The sequence below is a fragment of the Sphingomonas sp. PEI4 genome (genome assembly GCF_056679955.1).
The window spans coordinates 2,258,338-2,282,615 of sequence record NZ_CM155258.1 but is presented as its reverse complement, the minus strand read 5'-3'; the positions used below and the strand labels follow the sequence as shown (position 1 = coordinate 2,282,615).

The following is a 24,278-nucleotide window of genomic DNA, read 5'->3' as shown; positions in this document are numbered from 1 at the left end:
TTGGGTTCAAGCCTTGCGGATCGTGCGTAGGCCTAACCTTATCATAACCTTTGAACCCTGTTCAGCCCCGCCATCCCAGGAGCCCGAATGCCGACCCTAGTCCTGATCCGCCACGGCCAGTCCACCTGGAACCTAGAGAACCGCTTCACCGGCTGGTGGGACGTCGACATGACTGCGAAGGGCGAGGCGGAGGCCAAGGCCGCGGGCGAGCTGATGGCCGCCAAGGGCCTCGACTTCGACCAGACCTTCGTCAGTCTCCAGACCCGCGCGATCAAGACCCTCAACATCGCGCTGGAGGCGATGGGTCGCCTCTGGCTCCCGGTCGAGAAGGACTGGCGCCTAAACGAGCGGCATTACGGCGGCCTCACCGGCCTCGACAAGGCCGAGACCGCGGCCAAGCACGGCGACGCGCAGGTCCATATCTGGCGCCGCAGCTTCGACGTCCCGCCCCCCGTGTTGGACGATGACAGCGCGTTCGACCTGTCGAAGGACCGACGCTACGACGGTATTGCGATCCCGAAGACCGAGAGTCTCAAGGACACGATCGCCCGCGTCCTCCCCTATTGGGACGAGCGCATCGCCCCCGCGCTGAAGGACGGCCAGCGCATCCTGATCTCCGCGCACGGCAACTCGCTCCGCGCGTTGGTCAAGCACCTGTCGAACATTCCCGATGACGAGATCACCAGCCTCGAGATCCCGACCGGCCAGCCGATCGTCTATGAACTGGATGCGGACCTGAACGCGACCGACCGCTATTACCTCAGCGAACGCTGACACTGCCCCTCTTGTTCTCCCGCGAAAGCGGGAGCCTAGGATTACGGACGATACCGTTCGTGACCCTGGACCCCCGCCTCCGCGGGGGAACAGTATGGGGCCGCAGCCCAGGCGAACCGTACGGGTACACCAAAACATTGCCCTAGCCCCCCCACGTCGCTAGGCACGGCGCTCCTTGAACCAGGGGGCGATCGTGGCTCTAGTCGGCATCATCATGGGCAGCACCTCCGATTGGGAGACGATGCGCCACGCCGCCGAGACGCTCGACGCGCTCGACGTCGCCTACGAGACCAAGGTCGTCTCCGCGCACCGCACCCCCCAACGCCTCTACGACTACGCGACCACGGCCGCCGATCGCGGCCTTAAAGTCGTGATCGCGGGCGCAGGCGGCGCGGCGCACCTGCCCGGCATGGCGGCGTCGATGACGCATCTCCCGGTGCTCGGCGTCCCCGTCGAATCGAAGGCGCTCAAGGGCATGGATAGCCTGCTCTCGATCGTCCAGATGCCCGGCGGCATCCCGGTCGGCACGCTGGCGATCGGCAAGCCCGGCGCGATCAACGCCGGGCTTCTGGCGGCCGCGATCCTCGCTACCTCAGACGATGCGCTCGCCGAGCGCCTGAAGGCCTGGCGTGCCGCACAGACCGACGCCGTCGCCACCGACCCCACCTGACCTAATAGCCTGAAGGACGCCGAGACATGACGCCGCTTCCCCCCGGATCGACCATCGGCATCCTCGGTGGAGGTCAGCTCGGCCGCATGCTCGCGACCGCTGCGGCCCAGCTCGGCTATCACACCCACGTCCTCGCGCCCGACCAGGAGAGCGTCGCCGCACAGTCCGCCTCGACCATGACTCGCGCCGACTATCACAACCGCATCGTCCTCGCCGACTTCGCCGACGCCTGCGACGTCGTGACCTACGAGTTCGAGAACATCGACGTCGAGCCGGTCGAATGGCTCGCGGACCGCGTTCCCGTCCATCCCAGCCCGCGCGCCCTCCGCGTGGCGCAGGAGCGGATCGGCGAGAAACGCTTCGTAGAGAGCGTCGGTGGGCGTCCGGCACCTTGGGCGGCGGTCGACAGCCTCGAAAGCCTGCAAGCGGGCCTGAAGGCAGTCGGCACCCCCGCCATCCTGAAGACCGCGCGCTTCGGCTATGACGGCAAGGGGCAGGTCAAGATCGACACGCCCGACGGCGCGCAGGCTGCCTGGGACACCATCGGCGGCCCCGCGGTGCTCGAAGCGTTCGTGCCGTTCGAGCACGAGTTCTCGATCCTGATCGCCCGCGGCCTCGACGGCAGCATCGCGCGCTACGATTCGCCGCTCAACGTCCACCGCGACGCGATCCTCCGCCACTCGACCGTCCCCGCACCGGCGGCAGTGCTGGCACAAGCAGACGAAGCCGCAGCGCTCGCCGAACGGATCGCTACCGAGCTCGACTATGTCGGCGTGCTGGCGTGCGAATTCTTCGTCGGTGCCGACGGCCCGGTCTTCAACGAGATGGCCCCCCGCGTGCACAATTCCGGCCATTGGACGATCGAAGGCGCCGAATGCTCGCAATTCGAAAACCACATCCGCGCGATCTGCGGCCTGCCGCTCGGCGCGACGACGCTGACCGGACGTGAAACGACGATGGAGAATTTGATCGGTGACGATGCGGACCGTTGGGCGGAGCTGCTGGCCGAGTCAGGTGCGCATCTCCACCTCTACGGCAAGGGTACTGCTCGACCCGGCCGGAAGATGGGTCACGTCACGCGGATAGTTCGCTAACCGAACTTGATCGCGGTTTGGACTCCGCACCACTCGTCTCAAGTGGCTCCCCCTGTTCGTCCTGAGTAGCCGTCGAGTAGTCGCCGTAGGCGGCGTATCGAGACGGCGTATCGAAGGACAGGTTGGCGCGCAGAACCCATGCTTCGATACGCGCCCTCGATACGCTGCTGGCGCAGCTACTCGGCCTCTACTCAGCACGAACGGGAGTGGGAAAAAATGGTGCCCGGAGACGGGGTCGAACCGCCGACACTGCGATTTTCAGTCGCATGCTCTACCAACTGAGCTATCCGGGCACGTCCGGTCTGGGACCGGAGAAGCGTCCGACCTTGCGATCGGAAGGGCGCGTTTAGTCGGGGTCTTCGGCGCTGTCCAGCCCCGTTTGCGAGATTGCCCGGCCGGGAATGCGATAGCCTTCGCCAAGCCACTGCAACAGGTCGCGGTCGCGGTGGCGGCTCGAGCAGAACGGCTTGTATTCGGGCACCGCAGGCTGGTCGCAGATCGGGCATTTGACGGTCGGGGCTGTGGGGGTCATCGGGCGCTCTCCAGTTCGTGGACGACGCCCGTGCGGCGCGCGAGTTCCGCGAGCCAGTCTGGGCGCGCCACGAGACGTGCATGGACGGCTGCAGGCAGGGTGTGACGGCGCGAGGCGGTCGGCGGCGTGCGTTCGAGCGTGCGGAGCGCCGCGCGAGCCATTGCGCCGACCGAATCTGCGCGAAGGATCTCGGGGATCGATGCACGCGGACGCGCGCGGACGATCTGGAGGAAGCCGAAGCCGTTCATCGCCGTGCGTTCGAACGGTTGCGGCAGCGATTCGTCGATCGCGGCGGCAACGGCGTTGCGCTGCGCCTTGCCGGCGATGGTCGGGAAATCGATGCCGATCGAGCCACCGATGCCGTGTCGCCGAATTGCCCGCGCCACGGCATGTGCGGCGGCGATTGCGAGTGCGTCGAGTGGCGGCGCCCCGTCGACGTCGAACAGCGTCATCGCCGGGGTCGGAGACAGCCGCAACACGCCGAGTGGGAAGACTATCTCGCCGCTCACAGCCTCGTCGAGCAGTTCGGACCAGCCTGCCGCTTCCAATGCATCAGGCTCGTGCGAGCGGGGGCTGCGGACGGGCAGGCCGGCCGCGACGAGGCGCTCGTACAGCGTCGGAGCGGGGCAGGGGGGCTGGTCTGTAGGAACCGCCTTGGCGAGCTTCGCACGGCCCGCTTCGGGGAGCGCTTCGCGGACGATCTCGGCGGTGAGGCTGGCGCCCTGCGTAACGCCGGCGGGGAGATGGTTGATCAACGCCTCGCCGCCATCGAGCGCCACGCGGCCACGACGACCGGGTAAGAGTTCAACCAGCCGCCCGCGGCCGATGAGTCCGACCCTCAGTCCGTCGGTGTCGAGTTCGATCGCGGCTTCGAGAATATGGTCGTTGTCCACCAGCGCGGCGCGCGCTTCGCCGATACCAGCTTCGTAAAGCCACTCAGGCAAGCGCGACGCCTGCGGTCTTCAACAGCGCGCGCGTTTCGAACAGCGGCAAGCCGACGACGCCCGAATGGCTGCCCGACAGGAAGCGCACGAACGCCTCCGCGCGGCCCTGAATCGCATATCCGCCCGCCTTGCCGAGTCCTTCGCCGCACGCGAGATAATCGTCGATCTCGGCAGGCGAGAGCGGCTTGAACGCGACGATCGTGTCGGCGATCCGGGTGCGGACCTTGCCGGTCGCGTCGATCACGCAGACCGCGGACAGGCAATGGTGGCGCCGGCCCGACAGCTTGCCGAGCAGATCGCGCTGGATTTCCAAAGTGTCGGCGGGGGGCAGGATACGGCTGCCGAGCGCGATCGTCGTGTCGCCGGCGAGCACGATCTCGCCCTCCGCGCGCGCGACGGCGCTGGCCTTCTCAACGGCCAACCGCAGCGCGTAGGCGCGGGGCGGCTCGGCCTTGCGCGGGCTTTCGTCGATGTCGGGAGATTCCACGCGCGACGGCACGACGCCGAGCCGTGCGAGCAGGTCGCGGCGGCGGGGCGAGGAAGAGGCTAATACCAGTGCTGGGACCACCATTGGTGCCTCGTAACAGCAAGCGGCGGGCGCCGGAGCGCCCACGGGCTTATTTGAAGCGGTAGGTGATACGACCCTTGGTCAGATCGTACGGCGTGAGTTCGCACAGCACCTCGTCGCCGACCAGCACGCGGATGCGATTCTTGCGCATCTTGCCGGCGGTATGACCGAGAATCTCGTGGTCGTTTTCGAGCTGAACCCGGAACATCGCGTTGGGGAGGAGTTCCACCACGCGGCCGCGCATCTCGAGCAGTTCTTCCTTGGCCAAATATAATCTCTGAATTGGGGGAATTTCGGGACGAGCGCCCTTACCGCAGGTTCGCGAAAAAGGAAAGCTGGACGCGCAATGGGCAACGCTCGCGAAGTTACTCACGAACGCCGTCTTATGCCTGCCACTCCGATATGCGGCAAAAAGACGATTCGGCAATAGGCAGGACAACAGCTTGAGCGCTCAGGCTGCGCGGCGAAGCGTGTGGCGATCGCCGTCGGCGGCGACATGGCCAAGCCGGGTAAGCGCGGCGAGCGTCGCGGCAATCCGGGGGCGGACTTTCTGCCCTTGCGCATAGCGGCGTGCGATCTCGTCGCTGGTGAGGCCCGCGCCGCTGCGCAGATCGGCGAGCACCGCGGCGGTCTGGCCGATCGCGTCACGCGGGAACTGCGGTTTTCCAACAGGTGCAAGGGGCAGATCGGCCTCGATCTGCTCAGGGCGTGTCGGCAATGGCAGCGCGGCCAGCCCGACGCGCGCGATCTGGTATTCGGGGCGCAGCCAGCGGACGCGGCCCGCTTTTTCCTCTACACGGCGTTCGGCGTTGAGCGCGACGAGGCGTGTGACGATCGCAGTGTCGTCGATCTGGGCGGGCCATCCGTACGCTGCGGTCACGGCGGCATCGATCCGGTCGTGGAGTTGCGCGAGGATATCGACGCGGCCGCGTTGCCGCTGGTCCTGCGCGACGGAGTCGAACGCAGCGCCCGACCGAAGCCGCGAGAGCAGATTGTACAGGCCGGTCATCGTCAGGTCGGGATGCTCGGCGAGTACGTCCTTGCGCGCGGCATCGAGTTCCTCTGCAAGTACGCGAATCGCATCGCGCTGACCGGGCGTCGTATCGGGAAACGGAAACGGATCGATGATGCGTGACTTGGTGTAGCGATGCCCCTGCTCGAACCGCGCGACGCCGATCAGCCCGCAATTGGCATAGGTCCATTGCAGATGCACGCGCGACGACAGCACGCCCAGCGAGAACCCGTCGTCGAGCGCAAAGCAGACGACCATATGGTCGGGCGTCGTCGTTACAGGCAGGAATTGCAGGATGCGGTGCTTGGCGGTCTCCGTCGTCCCGATATAGCGCGACAGGCCGTGCAATGCCGGGCGAAACGTGCGGCGCGGCTCGCCGAAAAGCCACCAGCGATCCCTGAACGCCGCGCGGCGATTGGCATTGCGCACCGGTTTCACGGTCATCAGCAGATGCTGGTATATCGCCGGGAATGTCGTGCGCAGCGCCGTTTCGTCATGACCGTACGCATCGATCACCCAGCGATCAGTCGGATGACGGACCAGATCTGCGCCGCCGACATAGCGTTTGACGATGCCAGTCGCCGCCGCAGGCGAGATTTCGAGCAGGTGGCGTGCTTCGGCCGCCGTCAGCACGAACCCGCGCGCGGCGAGCATCATGCCGTTGCACGACAGCCCGTCGTTGGCGGTGAGCGCGAAAGCCGCCGCCGGATTGGCGCCGATCGAGAGGTCTGCATTGATCCGTCCGCTGGTCGTCACGAAGCCGAGCATTGGCGTGTCGCCGTCGAGCCCGTGTTCCGCGACGATATGGAGGCGCTGCCCAACCGGCGTACCACATTCGACCACCGTCATCGCGATCCGCACCGCCGCGGCGTCGGTCGTAGCCTTGGTCCAGGGGTGGTCGGGGATCGCGAGGACGATGCCGACGGGCGAGGCGGCAACGATCCGTCGGGTTATGACGCGGCGGCTGAACTCTTGCGTGATCGAGTTCGTCGTGACGAAGCCGAACCGCTTCAGCCGGGTATCCGTCTCGGTCAGGCGGGCGGCGGCGCGATCCCACCAGTACATCACGAAATCGGCCGACCTGTTGATCTGCGGATGTGCCTTCCAGAGCGCCGTGAGATAGCGTTCGCCCAGCGCGTTGCGCATTGCCGAGCCCTTGCCGATGAAGGGTGGGTTGCCGACGATATAATCCGCATCCGGCCAGACGGGCTGTCTCGGCTTCGTCAGCGTGCCATCTTCCGCGATACCGTCATGCGCCAGGACCGCGTCCATCGTCGCGATATTATCCAGCTTCTCCAGCACCGGGTCGGCGATCGTCCGGCGATTGCGCAACTGCCATTGGAGATAGCCGAGCCACAGCACGAGTTCGGCGATCGCTGCTGCACGCGGGTTCAGCTCGAGCCCGAGAAAGTGGCGTGGGTGGACGGTCGCGGTTTCCAGCGCGAGTGCTTCCTGGCCACCAAGATCGGCGAGCACTTCGAGCACGTCGCCCTCCAGCCGCTTCATCAGTTCGAGCGCGACGTAGAGGAAATTGCCTGTCCCACACGCGGGATCGAGTACCGTCGTCGCGGCGAGGCGTTCGTGGAAATCATGCACCGCGCGGATCGCGACGGTGGGACGCGACAGCCGCTCGCGCTCGACCGTGCCGAGTACCTGCGTTTCCCATTCGCGCTGGAGCGGCTCGATGATCGTCGCGATCACGAGCCGCTCGACATAGGCGCGCGGGGTGTAGTGCGCGCCGAGCCTGCGCCGCTCGGTCGGATCGAGCGCCTGTTCGAGCAGCGTGCCGAAGATCGCCGGTTCGACTTCGGTCCAGTCGTGGCGCGAGGCCTCGAGCAGTTCGCCGATCTCCTCGCGGCGCAGCGGGATCGCGGTGCGCTCGGCGAACAGTCCGCCGTTGAAGCGGCGGACCTTGCACCGCATCGCGAGTGAATAGCCGCCGGTGTCCATCGCCTGCCACAAATCCTCCAGCATCGGTGCGAAGCTCGATGGATCGTCGCGCGCGCCTGTCAGCATCTGCGTGAAACTGCCGCGATCGAGCAGATCAGCGCGCTGCGCGAACATCGTGAACAGGCAGCGCATCAGGAAATGCGCGACCGGTTCGGGGGCATGGCCGCGATCCTCGAGCCGCTTGCTGACGTCGGCGAGGCGGCGGGCGATGTCGCGGGTGACGATCGCGGCGTGACGCGCAGGATCGAGCGCGTGTGGGTCGAGCCAGATTTTTCGCAGACGATCGCGGATCGCAGGGTCGTGCAAATCGTCGAGATACAGGCGGAAGCCGGCGCGATCGGGGAATTGCCGGTACGCCTTGCCCTGCCCGGAGAAGTCGGCGAACAGCTCGATCGCGTGACCGACGTCGCAGACCAGGATGAACGGCGGCCAGCCGTGGTCGGTGGGGAGGGCGCGCGCATATTGCTCGGCCTGTTCGCGAGCGTTGCGCATGAGCACATCCCAGCTCCGATGCGCGCTGCGCCGGCCGCGGCGGTCGGCATCGTCGGCGCGCGCGATGCCGGGCAGGGACGCCTGATCGAAATCGGCGACTTCCTTGGGGCCGCCGCGTTCGCGACTCTGCTTGGCTTCGAGCACGAAGCTGCCTCGGCGATACAGGTCGATCCGGCCGTTGCGCTGGAGACCGCCCAGATCCTGCAGCCGGACCGCGCGTTCGAAGACATAGTCGTTGCGGTCGTGCGTCGCGTCGGCGGGATCGGGCACCGGCACGTCGATCAGCCGGCAGAGTTCGGTGAGGAACAACGGGAAGTTGGCGCGCTCGGCGCCGCCTTCATTGGCCCGCCAGCGGGCGATGAAGGTGTCGATATCCGTCGAAGAGGGGACGTCGGAAGACGCTGCGACCGGGGTGTTCATCCGGTCGCAGAGTAAGTGCCATCAGTCGGCCGTCATGCGGAGGTAGGTGCGATTCTGTGCCAATCCGCGAATGTTCCGCCAGGGTCTGCTCCGAAACGGATCAGCTGGCTCCGCCGCTGGTTAGTCGCGCTTGCTGAGCTGTTGCTCAGCCTCCGCTGCCAGCTAGGGCTGCCAGCAACAGCAGCGCGACGATGTTGGTGATCTTGATCATCGGGTTCACCGCGGGGCCGGCGGTGTCCTTGTAGGGATCGCCCACCGTGTCGCCGGTGATCGCGGCCTTGTGCGCCTCGGACCCCTTGCCGCCGTGGTTGCCGTCCTCGATATATTTCTTGGCGTTGTCCCATGCGCCGCCACCGCTCGTCATGGAGATCGCGACGAACAGCCCGGAGACGATCACGCCCAGCAACATCGCGCCAAGCGACGCGAAGCCGGCGGCCTGTCCGGCGACCGCGGTGATGATGAAATATACGGCGAGCGGCGACAGCACCGGCAGCAGCGAGGGGACGATCATCTCGCGGATCGCCGCCTTCGTGACGAGGTCCACCGTCCGCGCATAGTCGGGGCGGCTGGTGCCGAGCATGATGCCGGGGTTGTTGCGGAACTGCTCGCGGACTTCCTCGACGACTGCGCCTGCCGCGCGACCGACGGCGGTCATCCCGAACGCGCCGAACAAGTAAGGGAGCAATGCGCCGAGCAGGAGCCCGACGATGACGTACGGGTTGCTGAGGCTGAAATCGACCGTGACATCGGGGAAGTAGGTCGCGAGGTCGGTGGTGTACGCCCCGAACAGCACCAGCGCGGCAAGGCCGGCCGAGCCGATCGCGTAGCCCTTCGTCACCGCCTTTGTGGTGTTGCCGACCGCGTCGAGTGCGTCCGTTCTCTGGCGGACGTCGTCGGGCAGGCCGGCCATCTCGGCGATGCCGCCGGCATTGTCGGTGACCGGGCCATAGGCGTCGAGCGCGACGACCATGCCGGCCTGTGCGAGCATCGCGGTCGCGGCAAACGCGATGCCGATGATGCCCGCCAACTGGTACGCGACGATTACCGCGACGACGATCACCAATGTCGGTAGCGCGGTGGATTCGAGGCTGATCGCCAGGCCCTGGATGACGTTGGTGCCGTGGCCGGTCTCCGACGCCTTGGCGATGCTCTTGACCGGGCGGTGGTTGGTGCCGGTGTAATATTCGGTGATCCACACGATCAGCCCGGTCACGACGAGCCCGATCATCATCGACCAGAACAGGTCCATCCCGGTGAAGCTCTGCGTCAGCGACGGTGCGGCCTGCGTTGTCAGGTCGTCGGTGGCAGGATCGAGGAACCCGGCGCCGCCGATCACGCGGTGGAGGTCACCGAGCACGTATTGGGTAGCGAGGTAGATCGCGGGGATCGACAGGATCGTCGAGGTGAAGAAGCCCTTGTAGAGCGCCCCCATGATGCTGCCGCCGCCGAGCCGCACCATGTAGGTGCCGATGATCGAGGTGACGATGCACACCCCGCCGACGAGCAGCGGGAGCGTCATCAGCCGCATCAGCTCGGCGCCGCTCGCCTGGATCAGCAGCGCGATCGAGATCATCGTGACGCCCAAGGTGACGACATACGTCTCGAACAAGTCAGCGGCCATGCCCGCGCAGTCGCCGACGTTATCGCCGACGTTATCCGCGATCACGGCAGGGTTGCGGGGGTCGTCCTCGGGGATGCCGGCCTCGACCTTGCCGACCAGATCCGCGCCGACGTCAGCCGCCTTGGTGAAGATGCCGCCGCCCAATCGCGCGAAGATCGAGATCAGCGATGCGCCGAACGCGAGCGCGGTGAGCGCCTCGACGATGATCCGGTCGTTCGGGGCATGGCCGGCGGGACCGGTGAGGTACCAGAAGAACGCGCTGATCGCGAGTAGGCCGAGACCCGCCACGAGCATGCCCGTGACCGCGCCCGATCGAAACGCCATCGTCAGTCCGGCCTGCAACGACGTGCGCGCAGCCTCCGCGGTGCGGACGTTGGCGCGCACCGAGATGTTCATGCCGACATAGCCCGCGACGCCCGACAGCACCGCGCCGATGACGAAGCCGATCGTAGATATCATACCGAGCGCGAAGAGAAGGATCGCCGCGACGATGATTCCGACGATCGCGATCGTGGTGTATTGGCGCCCGAGATAGGCCTTCGCGCCCTCCTGGATGGCGGCGGCGATGTCCTGCATCTTCTCGTTGCCGGGGGAGGCGGCGAGCACCTGTCGACTGGTGACGAAACCATATAGGACGGCGATGACGCCGCAGATCATGGCCAAATAGACGGTCGTCATACGGCACTGTCCCTCTTGTCAGGTCCTCTCCGGTCCCGGCTTTGCCGAGTCCCGATGTTGGGAGCCTATCAGTGCGGGGGTGTTGCGCAAGTTATTCGATTGGGCGGTGTTCATAGCCTAGACTCGGCGGCAACGGGACGGGCGTGCCGGAGTCGTGGAGGGTAAGGCCTGAGCCGGTCGAGAACGTGCCGATGCGGGTGGCGTCGGTGACGAAATCTTGCGGTGCAGCGAAAAGGAGTTGGTAGTCGTCGCCTGCCGTGGCTGCGGCGAGGCGGTCGCCGGAGAACGCGCGGTAGGCGGCCGAGAGGGGGACGCGGGCGAGGTCGATCGTTACCGCGAGACCACTGGCGAAGGCCATTCGGGACGCATCGATGAGCAGGCCATCGGACACGTCCATCATCGCGTGGACGTGCGGCGCCAGGATGCGGCCGTCGGCCAATCGGGGCTGCGGACGGCGATAGGTGGCGAGCAGTTCGGCGGGGCCGTTCGCACCGAGCGCGATTGCAAGACCCGCGCCAGCGTCGCCGATCGTCCCGGTCACGTACAGCGCGTCGCCAGCCTTCGCGCCGCTGCGGGGAGGGGCGGCGGCGGCGCTGCCGAACGCGGTCACCGTCAGGATGCGCGGCGCACTCGCGGGGAGCGTGACGGTATCGCCGCCGATGATGCGTGTGTTCAAGGCAGTCAGGACTTCGCCAAGCCCTTCGAGGAACGCGCGGTCCCACGCGTCATCGCCGAGCGGGTAGTTGAGGAGGACGCCTTCGGGCTTCGCGCCCTTGGCAGCGAGGTCGGAGAGGTTAGTGGCGACCAGCTTCCACGCGACGTCCTGCGGAGGATCGTTCGGGAGGAAGTGCACGCCTTCGACCAACGTGTCTGTGGTGACGACGAGCGGGCCTGCGTCGAGCAGCGCGGTGTCGTCGTTGAGGCCGCGCGCTGCGGGGTGGAGCGGGAGTTTGCGAAGGGCGGCGATAAACTCGGCTTCGGTCATTCTCTGCTCCCTCTCCCCTCCGGGGAGAGGGCTGGGGTGAGGGGCTGTTCCAGGCGGTGCACTGCTTGGCAGCCCCTCACCCCGACCCTCTCCCCGATGGGGAGAGGGGATTAGTCAGGCCCGCACCTCTTTCGCGATACCGTCGAGCAGGCCGTTCACGAACCCCGACTCGCGCTTGTCGTAGAACGCATGCGCGACATCGACATATTCGCTGATCACCGCAGCGACCGGCACGTCCTTGCGCGCGAGCAACTCGTAGGTGCCGACGCGGATGATCGCCTTCATCGGCTTGTCGAGCCGGGCGAGCGTCCAGCCCTTGGCGAGCTTGCCCTCGATCAACACGTCTATCTCGCCGGCACGCGCGTTCGCGCCGGTGACCAGGTCGTCGAAGAAATCGACGTCCGCCTCGGCATATTCGACGTCTTCGATCGTCGCGCCGAGCCGGTGCTGGTGGAATTCGTTGAGCAGGACGGGCATCGCGGTGCCCTCCATCTCGTGCTGGTAGGTGGCCTGGACGGCGGCGAGGCGAGCGGCGGCACGCGCCTTGGTGCGGGGGGCGGTTCGAGTCATAAGCGGTTGCCTGTAGGCGCGGGGCGGCGGTGTGTCAGCCCTTTGCGTTTCACGCGGGACGGGAAGAAGGTCGGTTCACGCGGAGACGCGGAGATGTTGCGTGAGGCGTAGCCGCTTCGATCTCTTCATCCGCTAGTGATTGAAGGGCCGCTACGCGGCAAGGTCGACACCTCAGCGTCTCCGCGCCTCCGCGTGAACAATCTAGCTGTTGAGCCGCAACCGCAGCGCCACCGATTTCGCATGTGCAGGCAGTCCCTCGGCGTTGGCGAGCGCAACCGTCGCCGGCCCGAGTTCGCGCAACGCCGCTTCGTCCAACGCCAGGAAGCTGGTGCGCTTCATGAAGTCGAGCACCGACAGCCCGCTGGCGAAACGCGCCCGGCGGCCGGTAGGGAGGACGTGGTTCGGGCCGGCGACGTAATCGCCGATCGCCTCGGGCGTGTAGCGGCCGAGGAACACCGAGCCGGCATGGCGGATGCGGTCGAAGAATCCTTGCGGATCGGGGATCGCCAGCTGGAGATGTTCGGCAGCGAGGCGGTCGACCAACGGGATCGCGTCGGCCAGCGCGTCGACGACGATGATGGCGCCGTTGGTCTCCCATGCGACGCGGGCGACGGCTTCTGTGGCGAGGTCGCGTAGCTGGCGGTCGACCGCGTCTGCGACCTTGTCGGCGAAGGCTGCGTCGTCCGTGAACAGGATAGATTGGGTAGTCGTATCATGCTCCGCTTGGCTGAGCAGGTCGGCGGCGGTCCATTCGGGATCGTTGAGCGCATCCGCCACGACGACGATTTCGGAGGGCCCGGCGACCATGTCGATGCCGACCACGCCGTAGACTTGGCGTTTGGCTTCGGCGACCCAGGCGTTGCCGGGGCCTGTGATGACATCGACCGGCTCGATCCGACCCGCGCCGTAGGCCAGCGCGGCCACGGCCTGTGCGCCACCGACGCGCCACACTTCGTCGACGCCAGCGAGATGCGCGGCGGCGAGGACCAGCGGGTTGATCTGGCCATCCGGGGTCGGCGTGACCATCGCGAGACGGCCGACGCCCGCGACCTTGGCCGGGATCGCGTTCATCAGCAGCGACGAGGGGTAGGCTGCGCGCCCGCCGGGTACATAGATGCCGGCGGCGTCGACGGGCAGCCAGCGTGCGCCGAGTCTCACGCCCGCGGAGTCGACCGAGTCGCTGTCGAGTGGGCGCTGTTTCTCGTGATACGCGCGGATGCGGGTGGCGGCGAGTTCGAGCGCGGTGCGCAGGTCCGGATCGAGCGCGTCGAACGCGACCTTGCAGGCGGCTGCGTCGATCCGCCAGCCGGTGGTGTCGAGGTCGTGGCGGTCGTGCTTCTGCGTGAGGTCGCGAAGCGCGGTCTCGCCGTCGCGACGGACCGAGGCGATGATCGCGGCAACGTCCTGCGTGACGCCCGCATCGGCTTCGCGACGGTCCTCGACGAGCGCGGTGAAGCGGGTTGAGAAGTCCGCGTCGGTAATGTTGAGGCGGATCACTTGCCCCCCTCCCGCATGCGGGAAGGGGCGCAGAAGAGCGCGATCATGCTGCGATCTCCTGCGCTTCGACGGCGCGGCGGAACGACTCGACCAGCGGGACCACCCGGCTGCGCGTTTTCATCGCGGCGCGGTTGACTACCAGGCGGCTGGTGACTTCCATGATCGTCTCGACTTCCACGAGGCCATTCTCCAGCAGCGTGCGCCCCGACGACACGAGGTCGACGATCCGTGGAGCCAACCCCAGCGTCGGCGCCAGTTCCATCGCGCCGTTGAGTTTCACGCACTCCGCCTGCACGCCCCGTGCAGCGAAATGCGCCGCGGTTACGTGCGGATATTTGGTCGCGACGCGAACATGGCTCCAGCCGCGTGGGTCGTCCTGTGCCGCCATCTCGGCAGGCTCGGCGACCGATAGCCGGCAGTGACCGATGCCCAGATCGACCGGCGCGTACAGTTCGGAATAGCCGAACTCCGCGATCACGTCCGACCCGACGATCCCCAATTGCGCAGCACCGTGCGCGACGAAGGTGGCGACGTCGAACGCGCGTACGCGGATCAGCGAGATTGCCGGATCGTTGGTCGCGAACCGGAGCGCACGGCTGTTTTCGTCCGAAAACGCGGCCTCCGGATGTACCCCGGCGCGCGCGAGCAACGGCAGGGCCTCGGCGAGGATACGTCCCTTGGGGACGGCGATGATGATCTGGGAGTCTGGCACGCGCCGGGCTTTACGGGTGGGGCTGGGCGGGTGCAACAACCTGCATATGACAAATGAACCGGGCAACCGCGCATGCTTCGACATCCAGGCGGGCTATTGCGGCGCGATGGATGCGCCGATCACGGCGCGGGTCTGCACCGCGCTGGCGGCGTCGCTCGATCGTGACAGCGAGACGGGGCGGCGGACCCTCGATTGGCCTGGCGAGCCGGTCGCCGATGCGCTGGCGTTGCGATTGGTCGGTGGTTTGCACGCGCTACACCGGGCCGGGACGGATCCGGCGCTTTCCGCGGTGTTCGCCGGCGCGGAGACCGACCCGACGCGCGTCGTCGCGACGTTGAAGGCGACGCTGGTCGCCCATGACGCAGCGTTGCTGCCGTGGCTCGACGGTCCGCCGCAGACGAACGAAGCCGCGCGATCCGCGGGGCTGATGACCGGGCTGCTCCATCTGGCAAGGCACTACGGCCCCAAGTTCGAAGTGCTGGAGATCGGATCGAGCGCCGGGCTGAACCTGCTGATCGACCGCTATCGCTTCGATCTCGGCGGCGTGAAGGTCGGGCTGGCCGACTCGCCGGTGACGATCCGCCCCGAATGGCGGGGCGAGACGCCGCCGGATGTGGCGGTCGAGATCGAGTCGGCACGCGGTGTCGATATCCGCCCGCTCGACCTGTTCGATCCGGCGGCGGGGACTCGGCTTGAGGCGTATGTCTGGGTCGATGCGGTGGAGCGGCAGGCGCGGCTCGCGGCGGCGATCGCGATGGTGCGTCAGGGCGGCGTCGACCTAGTCGAAGGCGATGCGGCCAACTGGGTCGAAGCGCGGTTGGCCGAGCCGCAGCCGGAGGGCGTCACGCGCGTGCTGATGCATTCGGTCGTGTGGCAGTATCTGTCGCCGGCGACGCGCGAGCGGATTCGGGAAGCGATGGACGCGGCAGGCGCGCAGGCGACGCCGGAGCGGCCGCTCGCTGGGTGATGATGGAGCCCAACCGCGACCTGCACCGCCACGAGGTGCGCGTACGCGGCTGGCCGGGCGAACGGGCGATGGAACTGCTCGCGCTGACGCATGCACATGGCGCCTGGGTCGAGGGCCTCGCCCCCCCGTACGAGACGCGCGATTACGTCATGCGGCGCGGCGCGTACGAGAAGGATTGAGGGTCCCCGTCATGCCGGACCCGTTCCGGCATCCACCGTTCCGCGCACCGATAGCGCCGAGTTGGCGGAACGGTGGACCCCGGAACTGGTCCGGGGTGACGGAGGGCCCGCCAAACTCAGTAGAAGAAGCCGTTGTTGACCTGCGCGACGCGGCCGTTGCGCGTGTCGACGAGGACGACGTCGCGACCGTAGCGGACCCAGCGCTGATAGCCGTACGCCGGGCGCGACAGGCGATACGTCTGGTAATCGTTGATCCAGTATTGGCGGCCGTAATAGTTCGGCGCGAAGCGGTAGCCGACGGTCACCGGGCGATAGCGATAGCCGCGCGGGCCGACATAGGCGGGGCGGCGATACACGTTGGCGTGCGTGCGACGATAATCGCGCCAGTCCTCGCGCGCTTCGCGGCGGTCTTCGCGCAGTTCCCGGCGAGCTTCGCGGACGTCGCCGCGGTCGCCGTAACGGCGTGCGCGCTGGAGGTCGCGCTGGCTCTCGCGGATTTCGCGCTGGTCGCGGCGGACTTCGCCATAGCTCTGCGCGGTGGCGAAGCTCGGGACGAGGGTGGCGGCGGCAACCGCCGCGAGGATGATCTTACGCATGACTGCTCTCCTTTTTCGACGCCGGATCAAACGGCATGACGCGGGTTTTGCCCCCGGGCCGCTGAACGATCGCAGAATGGGGTCGTCAGGATCTAGACAGGTGAATAAGGTTCGCTCGTGGTTCGCTGCCGTTGGCCGTCCGCGCCGCTCGCTCCGCCAGGCCCGCCAGCTCCACCCGTCATCCAAGCGAAAGCTGGGATCTCATGGTGCGGGTGCTGCGACCCGAATGGGGAGATCCCAGCTTTCGCCGGGATGACTTGCGGGGGGAGGCGGCTGGTGGCCCGAGCATAGGCTGTGTATGGCGCTCAAATCTCCCTCCGACGCCTTCGGCGCCACCTCCCCGGCGGGGGAGGATCGAGAGGGCGCTCAGATTCCCCAGCGGCGCATCGCGGCGATTACCGCGGCGGGCTTTTGCCACGGTACGAAATGCCCCGCATCGATCTTTTCGAGCGTGAGGTCGGGGACATAGGCGGCGAGGTCGAGCTGGCTCGGCAACAGCGCGCTGTCCTGCATACCCCAGATCACCAGTACCGGCATGGCGGTCGGCGGGAACGGCGCGTCGAGAAAGGCGGGGCGGGGGGGCGTTTCGTCCATTGCAGGGACGACGATCGCACTCGCGCGGTACCAGTTGAGCATGCCGGTGATCGCGCCGGGCTGGCCCCATTCGTCGAGATAGGCGGCCTTGTCCTCGGCCATCGCGGCGAGATCTGCGTGCTTCGAGAAACTTGTGTCGAAGAAGGTTTCGAGCCCGATCGCCTCAATGTGCTGTTCGAGATCGGGATTGCGGAAGGCGCGGATGTACTGGCTGGCGGCGCGCTGATCGAGATCGTCGAACATCGTGCGCTGGAAGACGAGCGGGTGGGGGGCGTTGATGATGACGAGATTTGCGACGCGCTCGGGGTGGCGCAGCGCGGCCATCCACGCGACCGCGCCGCCCCAGTCGTGGCCGACCAGCGTGAAGCGCTCGATGTCGAGGTGATCGGCGAGCGCGATGAGGTCTGCGACGATCTTGTCGGGGGTGTAGTTGTCGATTCCCTCGGGTTTGGAGGAGCGCGCGAAGCCGCGCTGGTCGGGGGCGACGACATAGTGATCGCGGGCGAGGTCGGGGGCGATGGCGCGCCAGGTGCGGTGCGATTCGGGGAAGCCGTGCAGCAGGATGACGGGCGGGTTCGCCGGGTCTCCGCTGATCGCGACGTCGAGTTCGACGCCGGTGGAAAGCGCGATGCGTTGCAGGTCCGACATTGTTCCTCTCCCGCTTGCGGGAGGGGTTAGGGGAGGGCCTGCCCGTTCGCGCTGCGCTTGGATCATGCCCTCCCCCGACCCCTCCCGCAAGCGAACTAAGCCAAGGGAGCCGACGCTGGTTCTCCCCTCCCGTATGCGGGAGGGGCAGGGGGTGGGCTCGCCGCCAGTTCAAACGGATCGCTGGTGGATAGCGCGTGCCCACCCCCTACCCCCTCCCGCATGCGGGAGGGGAGAGATCACGGATAGCTTACCGTTTTCGGAATCGCGGGAATTTCGATCCATTCCTTCTCGTCGCCGGGCACTTTGGGGAAGTTGCCGGCATTCCAGTCGCGCTTGGCCTGCTCGATACGGTCGCGGTTCGAGCTGACGAAGTTCCACCAGACGTGGCGCGGCGTCGTGAACGCATCGCCGCCGCACAACATTGCGCGGCCACCATGCGCGGACCGCAGCGTCGCCGAGATGCCGGGGCGCAGCACGTACAGGACCTGCGGCTCCAGCTTCACGCCTTCCAGCGTCGCCTCACCCATCGCGAGGTAGATCGCGCGCTCTTCGGCAGCCGCATCGATCGGCACGCTCGCGCCGGGATCGAGCGCGATGTCGGCGTAGATCGTCCCCGAATAGGTCGTCGTCGGTGCGGTCTGGCCCCAGAGGCTCCCCATGATGATCCGCGAACGTGCGCCGTGCGCCTCGATCGTCGGCAGCTGCGCCTTGGTGACGTGCTCGAACGCCGGATCGATCTCCTCGACCGCCTCGGGCATCGCCAGCCAGGTCTGGATGCCCGACAGGTTCGGGCCCTCGGCCCGCTCGTCGCCGGGCGAGCGTTCGGAATGGACGATGCCGTGGCCCGCGGTCATCAGATTGACCGCGCCGGGCTCGATCCGCGCCTGCGTGCCGAGCGAGTCGCGGTGATCGATCGCGCCGTCGAACAGGTATGTGACGGTCGACAGGTTGATATGCGGATGCGGGCGCACGTCGATGCCTTGCCCGATTTCGAGATGTGCCGGGCCCATCTGATCGAAGAACAGGAACGGGCCGACCATCGTCCGCTCCTTGTTCGGCAGCGTGCGGTGGACCTTGAACCCGCCGAGATCGTGCGTCGACGGCAGGATGGTCTGGAGGACGAAATCGTCGAGCATGGCGTTATCCCTTGGCAGGTTCCGAGGCGTCGAGGAGCTCGACCAGGTCTGCTGGATAGAGCGTTTCGTCATGGCCCGCGATGTCGTTTCGGGAAAACCAGCGGTGACCGACGAGCAGTTGTTTCTCCTGTTCGGTGAGGTTGCCCGCCTTCACCTCGCAGGTATCGACGTCGATCCGGAAATAGCGTTCGTCTGCGGTGACCTCGACGCCATCGAAGGTCACGAAATCGATGGTGCGTTGCGCGACCTCGGGTCCACAATCGACGTCGAGCCCGACTTCCTCCCAGAGCTCGCGGCGGGCGGCGGCGGCGTAGCTCTCGCCCGGGTCGACCGCGCCGCCCGGCGTGCACCAGAGCGGGGGGCGGTCGGAGGGGGTGAAGCGGAACATCAGCACGCGGCCTTCGCCGTCGACGAGCAGGATGCGCGCGGCTGGGCGAGGGGTGCGGTCGCTCATCGATCCTCCCCGCCAGGGAGGGGTGGCGCGGTAGGCAACAGAGGGGGAGGACACGGAGCAGCGGTCATCGCTTACTGCCCCCTCCGTCTCGCTGCGGGATCCCCCTCCCCCTGGCGGGAGAGGATCGAGAGCGGCTCATTCGGCATCCAGCTCGGGATAGTGGCGGAAAATACCGTCGGTATTAAAGGCGAGGCGGCGGTCGCTTTTCAGATAAGCCTTGATCCCCGGCAGGTCGGCGACCTGGTCATGGATGCGGACAAGGTTCGGATACTCAGGCTCGAGCGTCTTCATCCGCTTGGGAAACATATACCGCAGCCCCTCGACGATCTGGAACAGCGAGATATCGGAATAGGTCCATTTGTGATCGATCAGCCAGTCGCCGGGATTTGCCTGCGCCGCATCCTCGAAATGGCCGAGGAACTTGGGGATACGGTCCTCGCGAAACTGCTTCGCGGCGCGCGCGGCTTCGGGCTTCTGGTCGTCGTAATAGTCCATCATCGCGACCGGATGATGAACGTTGTGAACCTCCGCAACGAGGTCGGCGATCGTCAGCTGCAACTGGTTGAGCCACAGCCGGTCCGCCATGTTGGACGGCGCGAGGCCGTGGCGCTCGCCGAGGTACATCAGGATGTTGGCGACCTGCGCGATGACCAGGCCGTTGAACTCCAGATACGGCGGCGCGAAGGGCGTACGGCCGGTGCGGTCGTTGAGATCGGCCATCAGGCCCTCCTCGCCGACCGTCCGCGCGCAATCCTCATACGCGATCTCGGCGCCTTCGAGCGCGAGCCGGACGAACTCACCGCGCCCCTGCAGCGAGGGCCAGTACCAGAGCTTGTACGCCATCAGATCTCCCCAGGTGCCCGGGCCTTGATGGCGAGCGCGTGAATCTTCGTGCTCAACAGTTCGGCGAGCGCCTGGTTCACGAGCCGCTGGCGAGCGACGCGATTAAGTCCTTCGAATGCAGGCGTTTCCACGTCGACGCGAAAATGCGTCTCGCCGGTGCCGTCGTCGCCCATGTGGCCGGCGTGGAGCCCGCTCTCGTTGACGACGGTAAGCTGCGTCGGGGCGAGCGCGGTGGTGAGGCGCGCGGTGATCTGGTCCTGTACGGAGCCGGTGGCGAGGTCTGTCATCGACCCTATATAGCCCGTTTTGAAAAGCGCGGGGAGCCGGTGGCGGACGAGGATCGAAAAGAGCGCAAGGAACGCCCCAGCCCACGGTTTCACGGCCGCGTGGAAGGGACCGGACGCGTCTGCATGTGGCGCGACTGCGAGGAGCCCGGCGAATTCCGCGCGCCGCCGCTGGAAGGGCCTAGCGACGGCGGACCGCCGCAGTTCCGCTGGTTTTGCCTGGAGCATGTCCGTGCGTTCAACTCTGGGTATAATTTTTTCGACGGGATGACTGCGGACGAAATCCATCATGCGCAGCGACCGATGGCAGGCTGGGAGCGCGAAACGCGCGCGTTCGCGCATGGCGGCGGCGACACACCGCCGAAATGGGCGGACTTCGCCGATCCGATCGATGCGATCGGCGCGCGCTTCGGCGAGCGGGCGGCGGCGGCGCGCAAGGATGGCCCGGTGCTCTCGGATGGCGAACGGCGATCGTTGCGCGTACTAGGGCTCGGCACGGATACCGACCGGGCGGCGCTACGCAAGCGCTACAGCGAACTCGTCCGCCGTTATCACCCCGACCGTAACGGCGGCGATCGGGCGCATGAGGCGGAGTTGCAGAAGGTCATTGCGGCGTACCAGCATTTGAAGGGCGCCACCGCGTTCGCTTGACCACGCCGTCGCCCGACATCACTCCGTCATCCTGGGCTCGACGCAGGATCAGGGCGAAGGAGGGTATCGATCGTGGCTCTGGATGCCAACCTTCGCGGGGATGACGGTCGGGTGATATGATGCATGCTTACTCTGATCGATATTTCACGACGCGCGTCCCGGAACTCGCGGCTATCCCGGCAGTTCGTCTAACTCTTCCGGTCAATCGCCCGATCAATCCACGCAGGCGGTTGAGTAACAGCCCGCGCTTGGCCTAAAGCTACCGGGAACACGAGGCCAACATGACCGATATCCCGAATACCCAGCCTGACAGCCGCGAGACCACGATCCTCGACGCACCCGACCGGATGGTGAAGGTGCGCGAGATGTTCGGGATCGATTCCGACATGGAAGTGCCGGCCTTCTCCGAAGCCGACGAGCGCGTGCCCGATCTCGATCCGGCATACGTCTTCGATGCGGACACCACGATCGCCATCCTTGCGGGCTTTGCGCATAATCGCCGCGTGATGGTGCAGGGCTATCACGGCACCGGCAAGTCGACGCATATCGAGCAGGTTGCGGCTCGGCTGAAATGGCCGTGCATCCGGATCAACCTCGACGCGCACATCAGCCGTATCGACCTGATCGGTCGCGATGCGATCGTGCTGAAGGACGGCCAGCAGATCACCGAGTTCCGCGAAGGCCTGCTGCCCTGGGCATTGCAGACGCCGACCGCGCTCGTGTTCGACGAATATGACGCAGGGCGCCCGGACGTGATGTTCGTGATCCAGCGCGTGCTGGAGACGGAGGGTAAGCTGACGCTGCTCGACCAGAACCGCGTGATCCGCCCGAACCCGTGGTTCCGCTTGTTCGCGACCGCCAACACGGTCGGCTTGGGCGATACGAGCGGTCTGTATCACGGCACGCAGCAGATCAACCAGGGCCAGATGGACCGCTGGAACATCGTCGTCACGCTCAACTATTTGCCTGCCAAGGTCGAGGCGCAGATCGTGCTCGCCAAGTCCGGCGAATACGACAAGCCCGACGGCAAGAAGGTCGTCGAGAACATGGTCCGCGTCGCCGACATGACCCGCAAGGGCTTCGTCAACGGCGACATCTCGACCGTGATGAGCCCGCGCACGGTGATCACCTGGGCGCAGAACGCGCTGATCTTCGGCGATGTCGGTTTCGCGTTCCGGTTGAGCTTCCTCAACAAGTGCGACGAGGCGGAGCGTTCGCTGGTGGCGGAATATTACCAGCGCGTGTTCGGCAAGGACCTGCCCGAAAGCGTGGTGGGTAAGGCGTAAGCCTTTGGCCAACGAAACACCCCTCGATCGTTTCAAGGCGGTTCTTGCCGGCACGGCGCGCGCGATCGCGGAAGAGCCGGAGGTCGAACTCGCGTTCACCGCCGATGCGCCGACGCAGAGCGGCAAGCACATCAAGGTGCCGATGCCTGCGCGCGCGCTGCCGGCCGAGCAGGTCGCGGAGGCGCGCGGGTTCGCGGACGGTTTCGCGCTGCGATTGAAGCTGCACGATATCGCGCTGCATAACCGTGCGGCGCCAGCCGAGGCGGTGGCGCGCGCGGTGTTCGATTCCGTCGAGACCGCGCGGGTCGAGGCGCTCGGGTCGCGTGGCTATGCGGGCATCACCGAAAACCTCGAACGCGCGCTCGACGTGCGCCTGCGGGCGGACCCGATCACCCGAGCGCGCAACCGCGAGGAAGTGCCCCTGTCTACCGCGCTCGCCCTGATGGTGCGCGAGCGGCTGACCGGGCAGGAATCCCCCGCCATCGCCGCGCCCGGCCTCGCGCTGGTCCGCGAGTGGATCGAGAGCAAGACCGATCTCGACGCGCTGGCCTACGCGCTCGACGACCAGAAGGCGTTCCAGGGTCTTGCGCGGAAGATGCTGCAGGAGCTGGAACTGGTCGAGGGCGATCAGGTCCCCGAGGAAAGCGACGAGGGCGGCTCGGAGGACGAGGGCACCGACGAGCAGCAGCAGGACGAGGGCGACGAAGGCGACGACCAGGGCGAGGATGGCCAAGGCGAAGTCGAGGCGCGCGGCGAACAGTCCGAGCAGCAGAACGAGGAAAGCGACGGCTCCGAACAGAGCGACGAGTCGATGGACGACATCGACGGCGAGCCCGGCGACGATGGCGAGGAAGGCATGCAGCCGGTCCGCCCAAACCGTCAATTCGCGGACATGAACGGCGCGTTCGACTACAAGCCTTGGACCACGCAGTTCGACGAGGTCATCGCCGCCACCGAACTGTGCGACGCCGACGAACTGGCGCGTCTGCGCGGCTATCTCGACCAGCAACTCGTGCACCTGCAATCGACCGTGTCGAAGCTCGCCAACCGGCTGCAGCGGCGGTTGATGGCGCAGCAGTCGCGGTCTTGGGATTTCGACCAGGAGGAGGGCATCCTCGACGCAGCGCGGCTCGCGCGCGTGATCGTCAACCCGACGCTGTCGCTCAGCTACAAGTCCGAGCGCGAGACGGATTTTCGCGACACCGTGGTGACGTTGCTGATCGACAATTCGGGATCGATGCGCGGGCGACCGATTTCGATCGCGGCGATCAGCGCGGATATCCTCGCACGCACGCTGGAGCGGTGTGGCGTGAAGACCGAAATCCTCGGCTTCACGACCCGTGCGTGGAAGGGCGGGCAGAGCCGCGAGACGTGGCTGGCCGCCGGGCGTCCGCCGCAGCCGGGTCGGCTCAACGACATCCGCCACATCGTCTACAAGCGCGCCGACGAGCCGTGGCGCCGCGCACGCAACTCACTCGGACTGATGATGCGCGAGGGGCTGCTGAAGGAGAATATCGACGGCGAGGCGCTGATGTGGGCACACGCGCGGCTGGTCGCGCGGCCCGAGGAACGCCGCATCCTGATGGTGATCAGCGACGGCGCGCCGGTCGACGATTCGACGCTCAGCGTGAACTCGGGCTCGTATCTGGAACGTCATCTGCGCCAGGTGATCGGCTGGATCGAGAGCAAGTCGCCGGTTGAGCTCGTTGCGATCGGCATCGGCCACGACGTCACCCGCTATTACGCGCGCGCCGTGACGATCATGGACGTCGAACAGCTCGGCGGCACGATCATCGAACAGCTGGCCTCGCTGTTCGACACCGAGTGATCTACTCATGACTGCGGGCGGCGGCATTACGGCGCCTGCGGGCGGCTTTCACGGGCCGGTCAAGCGCTCGATCACGATCGCTGGTCACCAGACTTCGATCAGTCTCGAGCCCGTCTTCTGGCAAGCGCTCGAAGCGGCGGCGACGCGTCTTACTCTACCGCTGTCCGCGCTCGTTGCGGAGATCGACGCGATCCGCATCGGCGCAGACGATCCGCCCAACCTTGCTAGCGCATTGAGAACATGGCTCTTCAGTGGCAATCATTGAGAACTACTCGCATTAGCGTTGACAGTGC

At 66.6% G+C, this 24,278-nt stretch carries 25 protein-coding genes and 1 tRNA gene; 9 read left to right on the top strand and 17 right to left on the bottom strand.

The genetic code is table 11. From position 1 onward, the window contains the following. Positions 1 to 87 precede the first annotated feature (87 nt). The 3 genes from gpmA to AC1MLZ_RS10460 all read left to right on the top strand — a co-directional run bounded on the left by gpmA (position 88) and on the right by AC1MLZ_RS10460 (position 2,538). Entirely contained in the window at positions 88 to 774 is a 687-nt protein-coding gene (gene gpmA / locus AC1MLZ_RS10470) for a 2,3-diphosphoglycerate-dependent phosphoglycerate mutase (protein ID WP_480958396.1), read from the top strand. 214 nt (positions 775 to 988) lie between these two features. Next, complete coding sequence (gene purE / locus AC1MLZ_RS10465; RefSeq protein ID WP_480961523.1) at positions 989 to 1,444, top strand: 5-(carboxyamino)imidazole ribonucleotide mutase; 456 nt, start codon at positions 989 to 991, stop codon at positions 1,442 to 1,444. Positions 1,445 to 1,470: 26 nt separating this feature from the next. Next, positions 1,471 to 2,538: a 5-(carboxyamino)imidazole ribonucleotide synthase gene (locus tag AC1MLZ_RS10460; RefSeq protein ID WP_480958395.1), complete on the top strand. Its 1,068-nt coding sequence runs from the start codon at positions 1,471 to 1,473 to the stop codon at positions 2,536 to 2,538. A 217-nt stretch (positions 2,539 to 2,755) separates the two neighbouring features. Here the strand turns inward: AC1MLZ_RS10460 and AC1MLZ_RS10455 are convergent. The 11 genes from AC1MLZ_RS10455 to hisG all read right to left on the bottom strand — a co-directional run bounded on the left by AC1MLZ_RS10455 (position 2,756) and on the right by hisG (position 14,519). After that, a tRNA-Phe gene (locus AC1MLZ_RS10455) sits at positions 2,756 to 2,831 on the bottom strand. A 53-nt stretch (positions 2,832 to 2,884) separates the two neighbouring features. Then, a complete protein-coding gene (locus tag AC1MLZ_RS10450) occupies positions 2,885 to 3,070 on the bottom strand; it encodes a DNA gyrase inhibitor YacG (protein ID WP_480958394.1) in 186 nt (61 codons plus the stop codon). Beyond that, on the bottom strand, positions 3,067 to 4,014 hold the full coding sequence (locus tag AC1MLZ_RS10445; protein WP_480958393.1) for a ribonuclease: 948 nt from the start codon (positions 4,012 to 4,014) through the stop codon (positions 3,067 to 3,069). The genes AC1MLZ_RS10450 and AC1MLZ_RS10445 overlap by 4 nt, the downstream gene beginning before the upstream one ends. Then, positions 4,007 to 4,585: a Maf family protein gene (locus AC1MLZ_RS10440; RefSeq protein WP_192238236.1), complete on the bottom strand. Its 579-nt coding sequence runs from the start codon at positions 4,583 to 4,585 to the stop codon at positions 4,007 to 4,009. Before AC1MLZ_RS10440 ends, AC1MLZ_RS10445 begins: the two co-directional genes overlap by 8 nt. A 46-nt stretch (positions 4,586 to 4,631) precedes the next feature. Continuing rightward, positions 4,632 to 4,850 (bottom strand): translation initiation factor IF-1, encoded by a 219-nt coding sequence (infA, locus tag AC1MLZ_RS10435; protein ID WP_031441079.1) that lies wholly within the window; start codon positions 4,848 to 4,850, stop codon positions 4,632 to 4,634. A gap of 183 nt (positions 4,851 to 5,033) precedes the next feature. Then, positions 5,034 to 8,456 carry a class I SAM-dependent DNA methyltransferase gene (locus AC1MLZ_RS10430; protein ID WP_480958392.1) on the bottom strand — a complete coding sequence of 1,141 codons (3,423 nt, stop codon included), beginning with the start codon at positions 8,454 to 8,456 and terminating at the stop codon, positions 5,034 to 5,036. A 145-nt stretch (positions 8,457 to 8,601) separates the two neighbouring features. After that, a complete protein-coding gene (locus AC1MLZ_RS10425) occupies positions 8,602 to 10,755 on the bottom strand; it encodes a sodium-translocating pyrophosphatase (RefSeq protein ID WP_480958391.1) in 2,154 nt (717 codons plus the stop codon). A gap of 91 nt (positions 10,756 to 10,846) precedes the next feature. Beyond that, positions 10,847 to 11,740: a thiamine-phosphate kinase gene (gene thiL / locus AC1MLZ_RS10420; protein ID WP_480958390.1), complete on the bottom strand. Its 894-nt coding sequence runs from the start codon at positions 11,738 to 11,740 to the stop codon at positions 10,847 to 10,849. A gap of 114 nt (positions 11,741 to 11,854) precedes the next feature. Then, positions 11,855 to 12,310: a transcription antitermination factor NusB gene (gene nusB, locus AC1MLZ_RS10415; protein WP_056488135.1), complete on the bottom strand. Its 456-nt coding sequence runs from the start codon at positions 12,308 to 12,310 to the stop codon at positions 11,855 to 11,857. Positions 12,311 to 12,511: 201 nt separating this feature from the next. Next, positions 12,512 to 13,807 (bottom strand): histidinol dehydrogenase, encoded by a 1,296-nt coding sequence (hisD, locus tag AC1MLZ_RS10410; RefSeq protein ID WP_480958389.1) that lies wholly within the window; start codon positions 13,805 to 13,807, stop codon positions 12,512 to 12,514. Positions 13,808 to 13,850: 43 nt separating this feature from the next. Further along, positions 13,851 to 14,519 carry an ATP phosphoribosyltransferase gene (hisG, locus tag AC1MLZ_RS10405; protein WP_480958388.1) on the bottom strand — a complete coding sequence of 223 codons (669 nt, stop codon included), beginning with the start codon at positions 14,517 to 14,519 and terminating at the stop codon, positions 13,851 to 13,853. Between the two features lie 46 nt (positions 14,520 to 14,565). Between hisG and AC1MLZ_RS10400 the strand changes: the two genes are divergently transcribed. Together AC1MLZ_RS10400 and AC1MLZ_RS10395 are read left to right on the top strand one after the other, a co-directional pair. After that, a complete protein-coding gene (locus AC1MLZ_RS10400; protein WP_480958387.1) occupies positions 14,566 to 15,486 on the top strand; it encodes a DUF2332 domain-containing protein in 921 nt (306 codons plus the stop codon). Further along, positions 15,486 to 15,665 (top strand): hypothetical protein, encoded by a 180-nt coding sequence (locus tag AC1MLZ_RS10395; RefSeq protein ID WP_480958386.1) that lies wholly within the window; start codon positions 15,486 to 15,488, stop codon positions 15,663 to 15,665. The genes AC1MLZ_RS10400 and AC1MLZ_RS10395 overlap by 1 nt, the downstream gene beginning before the upstream one ends. Before the next feature lie 116 nt (positions 15,666 to 15,781). Here the strand turns inward: AC1MLZ_RS10395 and AC1MLZ_RS10390 are convergent, their stop codons facing one another. The 6 genes from AC1MLZ_RS10390 to AC1MLZ_RS10365 all read right to left on the bottom strand — a co-directional run bounded on the left by AC1MLZ_RS10390 (position 15,782) and on the right by AC1MLZ_RS10365 (position 20,223). Further along, positions 15,782 to 16,261, bottom strand: a complete 480-nt coding sequence (locus AC1MLZ_RS10390) for an RcnB family protein (protein WP_480958385.1) — start codon at positions 16,259 to 16,261, stop codon at positions 15,782 to 15,784. A gap of 366 nt (positions 16,262 to 16,627) precedes the next feature. Continuing rightward, positions 16,628 to 17,503 carry an alpha/beta fold hydrolase gene (locus AC1MLZ_RS10385; RefSeq protein WP_480958384.1) on the bottom strand — a complete coding sequence of 292 codons (876 nt, stop codon included), beginning with the start codon at positions 17,501 to 17,503 and terminating at the stop codon, positions 16,628 to 16,630. Between the two features lie 236 nt (positions 17,504 to 17,739). Next, complete coding sequence (locus tag AC1MLZ_RS10380; RefSeq protein WP_307087359.1) at positions 17,740 to 18,639, bottom strand: pirin family protein; 900 nt, start codon at positions 18,637 to 18,639, stop codon at positions 17,740 to 17,742. 4 nt (positions 18,640 to 18,643) lie between these two features. After that, positions 18,644 to 19,093, bottom strand: a complete 450-nt coding sequence (locus AC1MLZ_RS10375; protein WP_480958383.1) for an NUDIX hydrolase — start codon at positions 19,091 to 19,093, stop codon at positions 18,644 to 18,646. 135 nt (positions 19,094 to 19,228) lie between these two features. Continuing rightward, positions 19,229 to 19,936 (bottom strand): glutathione S-transferase, encoded by a 708-nt coding sequence (locus AC1MLZ_RS10370; RefSeq protein WP_480958382.1) that lies wholly within the window; start codon positions 19,934 to 19,936, stop codon positions 19,229 to 19,231. Further along, a complete protein-coding gene (locus AC1MLZ_RS10365; RefSeq protein WP_480958381.1) occupies positions 19,936 to 20,223 on the bottom strand; it encodes a BolA family protein in 288 nt (95 codons plus the stop codon). The genes AC1MLZ_RS10370 and AC1MLZ_RS10365 overlap by 1 nt, the downstream gene beginning before the upstream one ends. A gap of 123 nt (positions 20,224 to 20,346) precedes the next feature. Between AC1MLZ_RS10365 and AC1MLZ_RS10360 the strand changes: the two genes are divergently transcribed. The 4 genes from AC1MLZ_RS10360 (at position 20,347) to AC1MLZ_RS10345 (ending at position 24,250) form a co-directional block, all read left to right on the top strand. After that, positions 20,347 to 20,871, top strand: a complete 525-nt coding sequence (locus tag AC1MLZ_RS10360) for a J domain-containing protein (protein ID WP_480958380.1) — start codon at positions 20,347 to 20,349, stop codon at positions 20,869 to 20,871. 281 nt (positions 20,872 to 21,152) lie between these two features. Further along, positions 21,153 to 22,157: a cobaltochelatase subunit CobS gene (cobS, locus tag AC1MLZ_RS10355; protein WP_480958379.1), complete on the top strand. Its 1,005-nt coding sequence runs from the start codon at positions 21,153 to 21,155 to the stop codon at positions 22,155 to 22,157. 4 nt (positions 22,158 to 22,161) lie between these two features. Then, positions 22,162 to 23,985: a cobaltochelatase subunit CobT gene (gene cobT / locus AC1MLZ_RS10350; protein ID WP_480958378.1), complete on the top strand. Its 1,824-nt coding sequence runs from the start codon at positions 22,162 to 22,164 to the stop codon at positions 23,983 to 23,985. Positions 23,986 to 23,992: 7 nt separating this feature from the next. Then, positions 23,993 to 24,250 carry a ribbon-helix-helix domain-containing protein gene (locus tag AC1MLZ_RS10345; RefSeq protein WP_480958377.1) on the top strand — a complete coding sequence of 86 codons (258 nt, stop codon included), beginning with the start codon at positions 23,993 to 23,995 and terminating at the stop codon, positions 24,248 to 24,250. The last annotated feature ends 28 nt before the right edge of the window (positions 24,251 to 24,278 follow it).

Coding starts and splice junctions, on each gene's coding strand:
- AC1MLZ_RS10370 (WP_480958382.1), bottom strand. CDS start 19,936: ATGGCGTACAAGCTCTGGTACTGGCCCTCGCTGCAGGGGCGCGGTGAG.
- AC1MLZ_RS10365 (WP_480958381.1), bottom strand. CDS start 20,223: ATGACAGACCTCGCCACCGGCTCCGTACAGGACCAGATCACCGCGCGC.
- AC1MLZ_RS10380 (WP_307087359.1), bottom strand. CDS start 18,639: ATGCTCGACGATTTCGTCCTCCAGACCATCCTGCCGTCGACGCACGAT.
- AC1MLZ_RS10345 (WP_480958377.1), top strand. CDS start 23,993: ATGACTGCGGGCGGCGGCATTACGGCGCCTGCGGGCGGCTTTCACGGG.
- AC1MLZ_RS10385 (WP_480958384.1), bottom strand. CDS start 17,503: ATGTCGGACCTGCAACGCATCGCGCTTTCCACCGGCGTCGAACTCGAC.
- gpmA (WP_480958396.1), top strand. CDS start 88: ATGCCGACCCTAGTCCTGATCCGCCACGGCCAGTCCACCTGGAACCTA.
- AC1MLZ_RS10450 (WP_480958394.1), bottom strand. CDS start 3,070: ATGACCCCCACAGCCCCGACCGTCAAATGCCCGATCTGCGACCAGCCT.
- purE (WP_480961523.1), top strand. CDS start 989: ATGGGCAGCACCTCCGATTGGGAGACGATGCGCCACGCCGCCGAGACG.
- AC1MLZ_RS10395 (WP_480958386.1), top strand. CDS start 15,486: ATGATGGAGCCCAACCGCGACCTGCACCGCCACGAGGTGCGCGTACGC.
- AC1MLZ_RS10430 (WP_480958392.1), bottom strand. CDS start 8,456: ATGAACACCCCGGTCGCAGCGTCTTCCGACGTCCCCTCTTCGACGGAT.
- AC1MLZ_RS10360 (WP_480958380.1), top strand. CDS start 20,347: ATGTGGCGCGACTGCGAGGAGCCCGGCGAATTCCGCGCGCCGCCGCTG.
- cobS (WP_480958379.1), top strand. CDS start 21,153: ATGACCGATATCCCGAATACCCAGCCTGACAGCCGCGAGACCACGATC.
- AC1MLZ_RS10425 (WP_480958391.1), bottom strand. CDS start 10,755: ATGACGACCGTCTATTTGGCCATGATCTGCGGCGTCATCGCCGTCCTA.
- thiL (WP_480958390.1), bottom strand. CDS start 11,740: ATGACCGAAGCCGAGTTTATCGCCGCCCTTCGCAAACTCCCGCTCCAC.
- AC1MLZ_RS10400 (WP_480958387.1), top strand. CDS start 14,566: ATGACAAATGAACCGGGCAACCGCGCATGCTTCGACATCCAGGCGGGC.
- nusB (WP_056488135.1), bottom strand. CDS start 12,310: ATGACTCGAACCGCCCCCCGCACCAAGGCGCGTGCCGCCGCTCGCCTC.
- AC1MLZ_RS10440 (WP_192238236.1), bottom strand. CDS start 4,585: ATGGTGGTCCCAGCACTGGTATTAGCCTCTTCCTCGCCCCGCCGCCGC.
- AC1MLZ_RS10375 (WP_480958383.1), bottom strand. CDS start 19,093: ATGAGCGACCGCACCCCTCGCCCAGCCGCGCGCATCCTGCTCGTCGAC.
- AC1MLZ_RS10390 (WP_480958385.1), bottom strand. CDS start 16,261: ATGCGTAAGATCATCCTCGCGGCGGTTGCCGCCGCCACCCTCGTCCCG.
- AC1MLZ_RS10460 (WP_480958395.1), top strand. CDS start 1,471: ATGACGCCGCTTCCCCCCGGATCGACCATCGGCATCCTCGGTGGAGGT.